General features: G+C 66.4%; 13 protein-coding genes. 4 read left to right on the top strand and 9 right to left on the bottom strand.

Annotation, left to right across the window (positions count from 1 at the left end):
- Positions 1-154: 154 nt before the first annotated feature.
- Together FHT36_RS08605 and FHT36_RS08600 are read right to left on the bottom strand one after the other, a co-directional pair.
- Entirely contained in the window at positions 155-859 is a 705-nt protein-coding gene (locus FHT36_RS08605; protein WP_169122053.1) for an alpha/beta fold hydrolase, read from the bottom strand.
- Positions 860-905: 46 nt separating this feature from the next.
- Positions 906-1,769, bottom strand: a complete 864-nt coding sequence (locus tag FHT36_RS08600; protein ID WP_169122052.1) for an alpha/beta fold hydrolase — start codon at positions 1,767-1,769, stop codon at positions 906-908.
- Between the two features lie 242 nt (positions 1,770-2,011).
- Here FHT36_RS08600 and FHT36_RS08595 point away from each other — a divergent pair, with 242 nt between their 5' ends.
- Positions 2,012-2,887 carry a LysR family transcriptional regulator gene (locus tag FHT36_RS08595; protein ID WP_169122051.1) on the top strand — a complete coding sequence of 292 codons (876 nt, stop codon included), beginning with the start codon at positions 2,012-2,014 and terminating at the stop codon, positions 2,885-2,887.
- Between the two features lie 10 nt (positions 2,888-2,897).
- Here FHT36_RS08595 and FHT36_RS08590 read toward each other — a convergent pair whose 3' ends face one another.
- The 7 genes from FHT36_RS08590 to FHT36_RS08560 form a co-directional block, all read right to left on the bottom strand.
- A complete protein-coding gene (locus tag FHT36_RS08590; protein WP_169122050.1) occupies positions 2,898-3,857 on the bottom strand; it encodes a DUF6282 family protein in 960 nt (319 codons plus the stop codon).
- Complete coding sequence (locus tag FHT36_RS08585) at positions 3,854-4,729, bottom strand: oxaloacetate decarboxylase (protein ID WP_169122049.1); 876 nt, start codon at positions 4,727-4,729, stop codon at positions 3,854-3,856. Before FHT36_RS08585 ends, FHT36_RS08590 begins: the two co-directional genes overlap by 4 nt.
- A 48-nt stretch (positions 4,730-4,777) precedes the next feature.
- Positions 4,778-5,566 carry an ABC transporter permease gene (locus FHT36_RS08580; protein ID WP_169122048.1) on the bottom strand — a complete coding sequence of 263 codons (789 nt, stop codon included), beginning with the start codon at positions 5,564-5,566 and terminating at the stop codon, positions 4,778-4,780.
- Position 5,567: 1 nt separating this feature from the next.
- The gene (locus FHT36_RS08575; RefSeq protein WP_246702088.1) at positions 5,568-6,401 is read right to left on the bottom strand and encodes an ABC transporter ATP-binding protein; all 834 of its coding nucleotides are present in this window, start codon (positions 6,399-6,401) and stop codon (positions 5,568-5,570) included.
- On the bottom strand, positions 6,389-7,153 hold the full coding sequence (locus FHT36_RS08570; RefSeq protein ID WP_169122047.1) for an ABC transporter permease: 765 nt from the start codon (positions 7,151-7,153) through the stop codon (positions 6,389-6,391). Before FHT36_RS08570 ends, FHT36_RS08575 begins: the two co-directional genes overlap by 13 nt.
- Before the next feature lie 6 nt (positions 7,154-7,159).
- Positions 7,160-8,125 (bottom strand): ABC transporter substrate-binding protein, encoded by a 966-nt coding sequence (locus FHT36_RS08565; protein ID WP_169122046.1) that lies wholly within the window; start codon positions 8,123-8,125, stop codon positions 7,160-7,162.
- Between the two features lie 85 nt (positions 8,126-8,210).
- On the bottom strand, positions 8,211-9,080 hold the full coding sequence (locus tag FHT36_RS08560; RefSeq protein WP_169122045.1) for an oxaloacetate decarboxylase: 870 nt from the start codon (positions 9,078-9,080) through the stop codon (positions 8,211-8,213).
- Between the two features lie 190 nt (positions 9,081-9,270).
- On the opposite strand from FHT36_RS08560, the gene FHT36_RS08555 reads away from it, so the two are divergent.
- The 3 genes from FHT36_RS08555 (at position 9,271) to FHT36_RS08545 (ending at position 12,783) form a co-directional block, all read left to right on the top strand.
- Positions 9,271-10,026, top strand: a complete 756-nt coding sequence (locus FHT36_RS08555; protein ID WP_169122044.1) for a GntR family transcriptional regulator — start codon at positions 9,271-9,273, stop codon at positions 10,024-10,026.
- 185 nt (positions 10,027-10,211) lie between these two features.
- On the top strand, positions 10,212-11,549 hold the full coding sequence (locus tag FHT36_RS08550; RefSeq protein WP_169122043.1) for an ABC transporter substrate-binding protein: 1,338 nt from the start codon (positions 10,212-10,214) through the stop codon (positions 11,547-11,549).
- An 85-nt stretch (positions 11,550-11,634) separates the two neighbouring features.
- Positions 11,635-12,783 (top strand): 2-methylaconitate cis-trans isomerase PrpF family protein, encoded by a 1,149-nt coding sequence (locus FHT36_RS08545; protein WP_169122042.1) that lies wholly within the window; start codon positions 11,635-11,637, stop codon positions 12,781-12,783.
- Positions 12,784-12,797 lie beyond the last annotated feature (14 nt).

Raw genomic sequence — 12,797 nt, 5'->3', positions numbered from 1 at the left:
TCTATTGGTTGCTGCCCCGGCATGAGCCGGAAGCATCCGGCGCTTGGCTGTGGAGCTCCCCGCGCCCGCTTTCACCTCGGCGAAGCTGAGAACCACCAGAGCGATTCCCGGCAGCGCCCGCGCCCGATCATGGCGTGGTGGCACCCACCTTCCCTCAACCTTCCGAGACGTGGTTCACCGCGTCGCGGAGGATGTTGGCGACCGCCTGGGGCAGGGACAGCAGCGACATGTGGCTCGCCACCAGTTCCACCGTCTGGGCGTTGATGCGGCGGCCGAGATCGCGCTGCAGTTCCACGCTCACCGCGCGGTCCTGACTCGACACAATGTACCAGCTGGGACGGTCGGCCCAGGCCGGCGTGCTGATCTTGTCGCTGAACGTGGTCAGCGAGAGCGGGGTCTGCACGGCGGAGAGCACGCGCGCGTCCTGTTCGGGAAGGTCCTGCGCGACATTGGCGATCCAGCTCGCCTCGCTCATCTTGAGGAAACCCTCGCCGAACGGGGTGACGCCGCCGAGGCCGGGCGGGGTGGGATACGCATTCACCTGGTCGCCGGTCGACTGGCCGGCATCGGGGGCGAACGCCGCGACATAGACCAGAGCCTTCACCTTCGGGTCGTTGCCGGCCTCGGTGATCACGGTGCCACCCCAGCTGTGGCCAACCAGAACCACCGGACCGTCGATGGTGTCGAGCGTGCGCCGGGTGGCGGCCACGTCATCCGCGAGAGAGGTGGTGGGGTTCTGCACCGCAACGACGGCAATGCCCTCGCGCTGGAGATAGGGGATGACGAGGCGCCAGCTGGACGCATCGGCCCAGGCCCCGTGGACGAGGACGACGGTGGCTTCTTTCGAGGTGGTGGTCATCGTCGTGTTCCTCTTGGATTGAAGGGTGGTCTCGATCGACGGGGCGTCAGCCGCGCCAGCCGTCGAGGAAGTCGAGGAGGAGGCGGTTGACGGCCGCCGGCTGTTCCTCATGAGGAAGATGGCCGCAGCGCTCGATGGGGACGGCGACAAGGTTTTCGGCCATCTCGGCCCACACCTGCGCCATGTCGAAGCTCTTGCCCACTGCGCCGAAGTCCGCGCCCCAGAGCGAGAGCACCGGGCAGGCGATTTTCACCTGCGCGTCCACGAGGTCCTGCGCATTGTCCTCGGCATTGGCGCGGTAGTCGGCCATGGCGCCCCGCACGGCGCCGGGGGCGCGGTAGGCGGCGACATAGGTGTCGAAATCCGCGCCGCTGATCGTGTGCGGGTTGAAGCACCAGTCGGAAAAGAAGTGGCGCAGCCAGAGGTCCTCGCGCCCGGCGATCAGCGCCTCGGGCAGGTCGGGCACCAGATGGAACATGAAGAACCAATAGGCCTTGGCGATCTGCGCATTCATGGAGCCCGCGACGATGCGGGTCGGCACATTGTCCATCACCACAAGCCGGTCGAGCCGTTCGGGATGGTCCTTGGCGAAGCGGGTGGCGACACGGGCACCGCGGTCATGGCCGACCAAGGCGATCTTCTCGATATCGAGGCTATCGAGGAGCGCGACGAGGTCGTTCGCCATGGTGCGCTTGTCGTAGTCGGCAGCGGGCTTGTCGGTTTCGCCATAGCCGCGCAAATCGGGAGCGATGACGCGGTAATGCGCGGCGAGTGCCGGGATCTGGTGGCGCCAGGCGAAGCTGGTCTCGGGAAAGCCGTGCAGCAGCACGACGGGAGCGCCCGCACCCGCTTCCAGATAGTGCTGGCGAATGCCGTTGGCGCGAACTGTATGGTGGCGGATCTCGGTCATCGGATGTGCTTTCGGGATGGCGGCGCGGGACGGGGCGGTTTTGAGACGCCGTCCCGGCGGTCGGGTCCGCCGGCCGCGGCGCATGGAAAGTCCATGCAGCCGGTGAGACACCGGGCGCGATGGGCCATTCTCAATCTGCTTGGTGGACGCCGTGGAATGCTGTTTTCACGAGCGAACTTAGCGGCTTGCGGGCGCGGGTGTGATACGGTCGCCGGATAAGGATTATATCGCGAGCCGTTAGAATGGATTTCCTCGCCCTGTCGATCCTTGCCGAGGTGGCCGGGGGGAGCAGCCTGTCCAAGGCGGCCCGGACCTTGCGCATCACCCCCATGGCGGCGACGCGCCAGCTCTCCGCGCTGGAGACCGAAGTGGGCGCCCGGCTTGTCCACCGCACCACCCGCTCGCTTGCCCTCACTCCTGAGGGCCAGTCCTTCCTGCCGCATGCACGGGCCCTGCTCGAAGAACGCGCCAGCGCCTATGCGAGCGTGCGCCCGGTGACGGAAGGCGGCTTCGGCCTGCTGCGGCTCACCAGCTCGGTCGCCTTCGGGCGCAAGGTCATCGCGCCCATGATCCCCGACTTCATGCGCGCCAACCCGGCGCTGAAGGTGGATCTGATGATGACCGACAGCCTCGTCGACCTCGTCACCGAGGGGCTGGACCTCGCCATCCGCATCTCCAAGCTGAACGACAGCAGCCTGGTCGCGCGGCGGCTCGCCGATAATCCGCGCGTGTTGCTTGCCTCACCGGACTATATGGAACAGCACGGCGTGCCGGAGAGACTGAGCGATCTCGCGCGGCACGAATGCCTCGCGGTCAGCGGGACGACGCACTGGTCTTTCAAGACTGCTGAACTCTTGACCACGGCAAGGATCGAGGGGCGGTTCTCGGCCAATTCCATCGAAGGCCTGTTGCAGGCCTGCATGGGCGGACTGGGTGTCGCCAACCTGTCCCTTTGGTTTGTGCGGGACGAGATCGCCGACGGCCGGGTGAAGGTCATCGAACTTCAGGACGCACACCCCGAGCCGCTGGATGTCTGGGCCGTCTATCCCACCAGCCGGATGGTGCCGTCGAAGGTCCGCCTGTTCATTGACGCGCTGGCGGCTCGGCTGAAGAGGTGAGCGCGATGTCTCAGTGTGCTCCCTGGTGTGGACACGGCAGGTGGTCGATGCCGAGCAGCCGTGCGGGATTGTCTTTCATCATCTTGCGCACGTCTGAAAATGGCATGCCGAGATCGAGGAAGGTGCCGGCGAGCATGCGAAGGGTTTCCGAGGCGGGCGGAGACCATTCGAAGAAATAATCGGTGGTGATGATCGCTCGGTCAGCGCTGATCTCAGAGACGATCTCCATGGCCAGCTTGGGCGAGATGCGCTGGAACTGGGGCAGCATGCCGAGGGTGCAGAATTCGCAGACGGCATCAAGCGCAACCATGTCCCGAATTTCCTCGCGCGAGGCGGCGACAGAGTTGCTGTCGGGATGGGAAAACACCACGGACTCGATGCCGTAGTCCTTCGCCTTTTGAGCCACGGCAATGCTCTCCTTCGGCGAGATGTGGGCGGTGCAGACCAGCATCTTGTGCTCGGCGGCCACAGCGAGGCACTCGCACACTTCGGGACGCACCCGCCCGCTCTCGTCGGTCGCCCTCAGGCCGGCCTCGCGCGTGAGGCCCGCGGCGCGGGGGAGGATGTGGCCGAGGTGCCGCGACATGCCGCCCCGCTCCCGGTCGTGGGCCGCGCCCCATGTGGGGAAGAACATCACCCGGGCGCCCTGACGCGCGGCCGTCTCGACGGCCAGCGGGCTGAAGCCACCTGCGATCGGGTTCAGCGTGATCGAGGCATGGACATCGATGCCCGGCACCAGCCGGCGCAGGTGATAGGCGCGCCCGACGGTCGGCCACATGTGCGACTTCAACACGATCCCGGCCATGCCCGCGGCGCGCGCGATGGCGAGCTCGTCCCAATCCTCATGCCGTGTCCGATGATCGAAGGCTATTTCCGGATAGCCGTGATGGTGCAGGTCGATGGCCCCTCGCACCAGCTCATCTGCCGGCGAGGGACCTCCCGGCGGCATGGGATACGGGAATTCGCTCATGACTTTCGCCTCTCCAGGATCGTCGCCTCGAACGCCTTGATCTCCGGAAGGCCGAGCGCCGCGTTCGTTTCGGAAAGGCTCGCCATGCGGTCCATCCAGGGGCGGGAATCGCCGCTCGCCTTCAGGTCGGCGAGGAAAGCCGAGACCTGCCGGACCGTGATGCGCACCGTGGAGCTTGGGAAGATCACGATGGCGAAGCCCATGGCCTCAAGCTCCGCAGCAGGGAAGAGGGGCGTCTTGCCGCTTTCGGACATGTTCACCATCAAGGGCCCATCAAGCTCGCGGCCGATGATGCGCAGCTCCTCGGCGGATTCCGGCCCATCGACGAACAGCACGTCGGCACCTGCCGCGCGAAACTTGCGGCAGCGGGAAAGCGCGGCTTCCAGGCCGTGGGGACCGCGGGCATCGGTGCGCGCGATCACCACCGTGTCGGCCCGGCGGGCGGCCAAGGCGGCGTCGAGTTTGCGCAGGGCGACGTCCTCAGGCTCGACGATTTTTCCGTCCATGTGTCCGCATTTCTTCGGCCACGCCTGATCCTCGATCTGGACCGCCGCGACCCCGAGCGCCTCCATGCCCCGCACCGTGCGCGCGACATTGGCCACATCGCCATAGCCGGTGTCGCAATCCACAATCAGCGGGATATCGGTCACCTGCCGCGTGGCGCGCACCAGCTCGGCCTGCTCCGCATAGGCAACGAGCCCGATGTCGGGGACGCCATGGCGCGCCGCGGCCGCGGCATACCCGCTGACATAGGCGGCCTCGAAGCCGGCGCCCTCGATGAGCTTCAGCTCCAGGGGTGAGCCTCCGCCGGGCACGACCAGGATCTCCGGCCGGGCGAGGCGGGCGCGCAGAAGCGCTGCGGGATGGGGCAATGCGACCTCCTCGGTTTGTGGGGACGGCGCGCCCTGCTGCGCGGCGCCTCAGCGGGCCTCGCGGGTCCGGTGGGCAGGTGTGGCCCAGCGTTCCAGCCGGCCGATCATCCAGTCGAGGCCGCCGGCGAGAACGAGGACGATGAGCACCCCGAAATAGACCTGCGGCGTCTGGAACATGGTGCGGTACTGGGTGATCAGGAAGCCGATGCCGCCGGTGGAGGCGAGCATCTCCGCCACCACCACGCCGATGATCACGAGCGCGCCGCCGAGACGTAGGCCGGCGACGAGCGCCGGCAGGGTCGCGGGGATCATCACCTCGAGGATCTGCTGGCGCCGGCTCGCGCCCATGCTGCGCGCCGCGAGCAGGAGGCGCTCGTCGACGAGCTGCACGCCCGCCGCCGTCGCCAGCGCCATGGGGAACAGGCCGTACATGCCGCCGAACCAGATCTTGGATTGTGGGCCGATGCCGATCCAGGCGATCAGGATCGGATAGATGACCACGAAGGGAATGGCATAGGCCGAGGACAGCAGCGGAAGCAGGGTGAGCCGAAGCCCCCGCACGCTGCCGAGGACCAGCCCGATGACGCCCCCGCCCGCATAGGCGATGACGAGGCCCGCCGCGATCTCGCCCAGCGTCGTCAGCAGGGCCGGCGCGAAGATGCCGAACGAGGTGAAGCCGACCTCGATGGTGGCCGAGAAGGGCGCGAGAATGACCGGCGGCACCAGCCCCGCCCGGGGCAGGATTTCCCACGCGGCGATCAGGCCGGCGAGGAGCAGGAGCTGGAGCTGCCGGACGCTGACGAGCGGGCGCGCGGCCCCGGATGCGTCGGAGGTCATGTCAGTCCTTCCGGATGAGGCGCCAGATGTGATCGCGCAGGCGCCCGAACTTCTCCGTCGCCATCATCTCGTAGGTGCGCGGACGCGGCAGGTCGATCTCGATGCGTTCGAGGATCCGCCCAGGCCGATGGCTCATCACCACGACCTCGTCGCACAGATAGACCGCCTCGGTGAGACTGTGGGTGACGAAGATCACCGTCTTGCGGCGCTTCTCCCAGATGTTCAGCAGCTCGTTGCCCATGGTCATGCGGGTCTGCTCATCAAGGGCGGCGAAGGGCTCGTCCATGAGCAGGATGTGCGGGTCCTGGCAGAAGCCGCGGGCGATGGAAACGCGATGCCGCATGCCGCCCGAGAGCTGATTGGGCAGGCGGTCCTTGAATTCCGAGAGGCCGACGAGGTCGAGGAAGGCGTCCGCGCGGGCGCGCCGCTCGGTCTTGCCGATGCCGCGCACCTTCAGGGGAAATTCGACATTCTCCCGCGCGGTCTTCCACGGCAGAAGGCTTGCCTCCTGGAACACCACGCCGACGCGCTCTGGATCGGGCTTGGAGAGCAATGTCCCCTCCACCAGGATGCGCCCTTCGCTCGGCTGCATCAGGCCCGCGAGCATGAGCAGCATGGATGACTTCCCGCAGCCGCTCGGCCCGACGAGACCGACGAAGCGCCCCCGCTCGACCGTAAAGTTCACGTCGTCGAGCGCCTTCACGCCGCCGGCGCCATAGGTGTGGGTGATGTGCTCCACGGCGACATCGGCGGGCATGGGTGCGGCCCGGCCGGCACCGGCGGCGCCGCGTTCATCACTCGCCGCGTCGAGCTTGCCGGCCATCAGCCTCGCCATTTTCCGACCTTTCTCTCGTAGGCGCGCAGGGCCTCGTTGACGGTGATGCTGAGCAGGGAGACCAGGAGGACCCCCGCATAGAGGTCCGGCATCTGGAAGGTCTGCCCCCAGGTCGCGATCCGGGCGCCCATGCCGGCGCGCGCCACCGCCATTTCGGCAAAGACCACGCCGGTGATGGAGAAGATGACGCCGAGCCGCATGCCTTCGACGATGAACGGAAGCATCGAGGGCCAGTAGATCTCTGCATAGATCCGCGCGCGCGAGGCACCGTAGGCGCGGGCGAGCTTCACCAGCTCGGGCTCGACGCTCGTCACGGCCGCAACAGTGCTGATGACCAGGACGAAGATGGCCTGGAAGACGCCGAACGCCACCTTCTGCCCGAAGCCGATGCCGAACAGCAGGATGAAGGCCGGCAGGAATACCGATTTCGGAACGCTCGCCAGGAAATAGAAGAAGGGCTTGAAGACCCGTCCAATATAGTCGTTTTCGGCGAGGAGCAGGCCGCAACCCACCCCGAGCGGTGCGACGATGGCGAAGGCGAGGGCGACCTCGCTCGCGGTGATGGCGAGATCCTTCATCACGCTGCCCTCGGAGAGCAGCGTGATAAGCTGCTTCAGGACCTCGGAGAACGGCGGCAACAGCGTCGGATCGGCGAGGCCGAGCCGCGGCGCGAATTCCCACAGGGCCGCGACGAGCGCCACGGCCCCGAACTGCACGGCGCGGATGCGCCAGCTGTGCGGCGGTGCGGTCATGACCGGTCAGGGCGAAAGCGGAGTGACCGGCACGAACTCGGTGGTGTAGAGCGAGGTTGCCGGTGGCAGCTCCTTCATCCCGGCCAGCGTCGCAAGCTTGAGGGATTCCTCGACCCACTCCTGCTTGAACGCACCGTCGGCGGAAAGACCCTTCACCGTATTGTCGAACTCTTCGCCGGCGACGGCTTCGCCGAATTTCGTGGCCTCATCGATGAACTTGACCGTCCATGCGCGGTTTTCCTGCATGTAGCGGACGGCACCATAGAAGGCCGCGAGGAATTTCTTCACCGCCTCGGGCTTCTTCGCGATGGCCTCGTCGGAGGCGACCCAGACATCGGGGACGTTGGGCTTCATGGCTGCGCCGAGGTCGACGACGACGCGTCCCAACCCCGAGCTGGCGATGCGGTAGGACACCGGCGGGAAGGCAACCACCGCGTCCACATTCTTGGCCGTCAGGTTCGGAATGAGGCCCGAGCCGCCGACAGGCACGCGGGTGAAGGTGCCGCCCGACTGGCTCTCCACCCACAGGGCAAAGAAATCGGTGGCGGCGCCGGGCGAACTGGTGCCGACCTTCTTGCCCACCAGATCCTTGATGGTCTTGATGGAAGAATCCTCGCGCGACATGACCCACCATCCGCGCGGCGTGATGGTGCCCGCGCTGATGATCCTGGCCTTCACGCCCCGTGCCCGGGCCAGCGCCAGCCCCGGGGGGATGAAGTTGACGATGTCGGCCTCGCCGGCCGCAAGCGCCTCCATGGAGGCGCTGCCGCCCTGGTAGCCGGAGAACTCGACGTCCACGCCCGCCTTCTTGAACAGGCCGAGCTTCTCCGCCGCCATGATCGGCAGGACCGGGCCATAGTTCGGCGTGCCGCCGACGCGCAGCTTCGGGTTCTGCGCGCTTGCGGGGGATGCGAACGCCAGCAGCGCAATGCCGGCGGCACTCAGGAATAGGCGCCTCGTGGCCGAGATCATCTTCGTCCTCCCAGATGTGGTTGGGCCTCTTGTTGATCGAGGCCTCTGCACGCGTCGTCGCAAATGGGCCGGCGGGCTCCCTGCTTCAGGGAACGGCGCTGTAGCGGGTCTCCAATTGGTCCCAATGATCCTTGGCGACCGCCTTCTGGCGTTCATCGAACGTGGCGAGCCGGTGGCTGACGCTGGTGAGCGAGCCGTCCCGCTTCAGCGCCTCAAGAACCTCGTAGGAGGCCTTCAGCGCCGCCTGCAAAGCGGCGTTTGCGTAGAGCACCAGCGAGAAGCCCATCTGCGCCAGCTGCTCGCGCCCCGGATCGGGCGTGCGACCGCCAAAGACGATATTGGCGATCTGCGGCACGGGAAGTTCGCGCGGGATGCGGGCCAGCTCTTCGACGGTGACGGGCGCTTCGACGAAGGTCATGTCGGCACCCGCTTCGACAAAGGCATGGGCGCGTTCCATCGCCCGGTCGAAGCCTTCCACGGCGGCGGCATCGGTGCGGGCGATGATCTGGATGTCGCCATTGATCCGCGCGTCCACCGCCGCCTTGATCTTCTGGACCATCTCGGCGGTGGTGATCACTTCCTTGCCCGAGAAGTGCCCGCACTTCTTGGGAAAGACCTGATCCTCGATCTGGATTCCCGCGGCCCCCGCGCGTTCCAGCATGCGGATGGTCCGCACCATGTTCACCGCGTTGCCGAAGCCGGTGTCGGCATCCACGATGATGGGAAGGGAGACCGCGTCCGCGATGGCGGCCGTTGCCTCCACGACCTCTGTCAGGGTGGTCAGGCCGATGTCCGGCGCGCCTAGGGCCATGTTGGCGATGCCGGCGCCGCTGACATAGATGGCGTCGAAGCCGAGGTTCTCGATTACCCGCGCGAACATGGCATTCGCCGTGCCCGGCACGGTGATGGCCGCTCTGCGGGCGACCAGATTTTTTAGAACGAGCGCGGATCGCATCCGTTTCCTCTCGCCGCGGCAGGGACAGTGTCGCCAGCTAGACCCAGCCTCTGACAACTGTCAACAGTTTTGCGTTTCCGCCCGCTGCGCGAGCTTCTTCAGCAGTTGCAGGAGTGATATGGTGGTTGCAGCCTATTTTATCGGGATTCCTGTTTGCAGGGGTGCCCTTCAACGCGTGAGAGGTGCAGCCATGGCCACCCGGCCGACCCCGCTCCATTCCGATCCCCAGTCGGGGCCTGGCGTCATCGAGCCCATCGCGTTGACCTCGCTGGCGGAAGAGGCCTTCGTGAAGCTGGTGCAGGTCATCACGTCCGGTCGATATCAGCCGGGCCAGCGCCTGTCCGAATCGGAGCTCGCGCGCCAGCTGGGCATCAGCCGGGGGCCTCTTCGCGAGGCGCTGGGGCGCCTTGAGGGGCGCCTCGTGATGCGCACGCCGCGCATCGGTATCCGCGTCATCGACTTTCGCCCGGAAGAAGTCTCTCAGCTTTTCATCGTTCGCGAGGCCCTGGAAGGGATGGCAGCGCGGCTCGCGGCTGAACACATGACTTCGTCGGAGATCGCAGCACTGGGCGCGCTTCTGGAAGAGCATGGGCGGCAGCAGGATATCTCGTCCGGGCAGGCCTATCACCAGGGCATCGGCGACGATGACTTTCATTTTGCCATCATCAAGGGCGCCCGCTGTGAGCAACTGGAGCGGCTTCTTCTGGACGGCCTCTACTATCAGCTCCGCCTGCACCGGCTGAGGGCGAGCGCGCAGCCCGGCCGGGCCAAGGAGGCCTTCGGCGAGCACCGGGAAATTCTCGCGGCGCTCCTCAGCCGAAGCCCGGATGCCGCCGAAGGCTGCATGCGGCGGCACATCCGCAATGCGCGCTTGAATGCCTTGTCCTCGATCCAGGCCTCCGCCGCGGCACCCCGCGACGCGCGGCGCCAGCAACGTTCCTCCTGAAGGCTTGCTCTGCCCGGGGCGGGCTGTTTGCGCGCTTCATTTCATGCAGACAGTCCGCGACGAAAAGTTACGTAAAATCGGCCAATCACGGCTCAATCTGTCGGCAATTTCGGAAAACTGTTGACAGTTTGGAGCGCGCATGGGACTGACTTGACCATCCGCACGTCGATGCGGCGACAACAATAATGGTAGCGGCAGCGTTTGCGTGGCTGCGCCGGTCCCGCCCGAAGGGCTGCCCGGCGCCCGCGAGTCTCCCGTTGAGAGCTCCAGCCATCAAGCGTCCAAACAACACGCCGCACCTATGGGAGGTGTCGATGGTCTCGCGGCGAACAGTCTTGTTTGGCGGCGCGCTGGCGCTGACAGGTGCCGGCTCGGGACGAGCGAGCGCTCAGGTTCAGCCCATCAAGATCGGCGTGCTCGAAGACATGTCGGGCGTGTTTTCGGATCTCGGTGGGAATGGCACGACGATCGCGGCCCGGATGGCGGTTGAGGATTTCGGCGGAAAGGTGCTGGGACGCCCCATCGAGATCGTCAGCGGCGATCACCAGAACAAGCCGGACCTCGCCCTTTCCATCGCGCGCAAATGGTACGACATCGAAGGGGTCGGCCTCATTACCGGCCTGACCAACAGCGCGGTCGCGCTCGGTGTGCAAAAGCTTGCAGCCGACAAGAACAAGATCAACATCGTCCAGAATGCCTCGACGGATGTCTTGATCGAGCAGGACTGCTCCCCCAACGCCATCATCTGGAACTGGACGGCGCGCACCATCGTCCGCCTCACGGTCGAGATGGCGATGAAGACCAGCGGCAAGACCTGGTACTTCATCGTCTCCGACTATGCGGGCGGCCGCATCATGGAGGATGAGGCGACCCCTCTGATCAAGTCTGCGGGCGGCGCCGTGCTGGGAACCTCGCGCCCCCCGGTGGGCGAGGCCGATTTCGCATCCCATCTGCTCACCGCCCAGGCCTCCAAGGCGGAAGTTCTCGGGGTGGTGACTTTCGGGCAGGACTTCGTGAACCTCCTGCGCCAATGCGTCGACTTCGGAATTGTCAGGACGATGCGTCCGGTGGCCCCGTTCGCCTTTCATTCCGACCTGAAGGCGGTGGGTCCGCAGGGCATCCAGGGCATGCCGGTGGCCGCGCCCTTCTACTGGGACCTCAATCCCGAGACCCGCGCCTTTTCCGATCGCTTCCGCAAGCTGACGGGCCGCCCGCCGGATGTCGGGCATGCCGGCACCTACAACGCGTTGATCCACTATTTCAAAAGCCTGAAGGCTGCGAATACCGATCAGACCGCGGATGTGCTCGCCGCCATGCGGAAGATGCCCATCAACGACATGTCCACGAAGGATGGCTTCATCCGCGGGGACGGCATGGTGGTGCGTCAGATCTACCGGTTCGTCGGCAAGACCCCGGCGGAATCGAAAGACCCCTGGGATCTCCTGAAGTTCGTGGACACCGTTCCGAAAGAGGCGGCGTTTCCCGAGCAGAAGGATCCCAAATGCCGTCTCCTCAAGGCGTGATGGCAGCTCACAGGTGGTGAGGTTCGAGGTCGTCCCCACAGGGTGCGCGGGCGGCAGGTGAGGGTGTGGATCGGGGAGTAGGGCTTTGGCCGCGCAGCGTTCCATTCCAGCAGTCTTCATGCGCGGCGGCACGAGCAAGGCGCTCATGTTCCACGCGCGCGACCTGCCTCCCGATCGGACGACCTGGGACGCGCTGTTCGTGGCGGCGATGGGGAGCCCGGATCCCTATGGCCGGCAGTTGGATGGCATGGGCGGGGGGCTCTCCTCCCTGTCCAAAGTCTGCGTGGTCGGGCCCTCCCAGCGGCCCGACGCGGATGTCGACTACACGTTCGCGCAGGTTGCCATCGGCGCGCCCCGCGTCGACTACAGTGGAAACTGCGGAAACATGACTTCGGCCGTCGGGCCGTTCGCTGTGGATGAAAGGATGGTCGCTCCGCCGGAGGACGGCGAGGCGCGTGTCCGCATCTTCAACACCAACACCAGCAAGCTTATCCACGTGACCTTTCCCGTCGAGGACGGGTGTGCGCGGTTCGACGGCGACCTGGCCATTCCCGGCGTGAGCGGGACGGGCGCGCCCATCCGGCTCGATTTCATCGATCCGGGCGGGGCTTCGACCGGCAGGCTGTTGCCGACCGGAGCCGTGCGCGACGTGCTGGATGTGCCGGGCCTGGGACGGCTGGAGGTCTCCATGCTGGACGCGGCCAATGCGGCCGTCTTCGTGCGGGCCGAAGACGTGGGCCTCACCGGCCACGAGGCGCCCCAGGCGCTGGACGCGCGCGCCGACATTCTTGCAAGGCTCGATGCCATCCGCTGTGCGGCGTCGGTCGCGATGGGCATCGCGCCGGATATCGAAGCCGCGCGGCGGATCCCCGTCATCCCCTTCATCTGTTTCGTCGCCTCCGCGGAGGGCGACACCGAAGGCGATTTCGTCATCCGTGCGATCTCCAATGGCCAGCCGCATCGCGCGCTGCCGCTTACCATTTCGCTGTGTGCGGCTGCGGCGGCACAGATGGACGGGTCGGTCGTCGCCGAATGCCGCCGGCCGGAACGGTCCGCGGGACCCATGCGGCTGGCGATGCCCGCTGGCGTCCTCACGGTCGATGCCGACGTGGTGCGGACACCGGACGGCTGGCAGGTGCGCAGCGGCAGCTTCTACAGGACCGCGCGGCGACTGTTCGACGGCCGGGTCTGGATTCCGGGACACATCTACAGGTCAGCCGAGGGCCGAGCGTGAAACGCGCTCCCGCC

The sequence above is a fragment of the Xanthobacter sp. SG618 genome, assembly GCF_012932745.1.
GTDB lineage: Bacteria > Pseudomonadota > Alphaproteobacteria > Rhizobiales > Xanthobacteraceae > Xanthobacter > Xanthobacter flavus.
The sequence above is the reverse complement of the archived record's forward strand: the minus strand, read 5'-3'. Positions and strand labels throughout refer to the sequence as shown.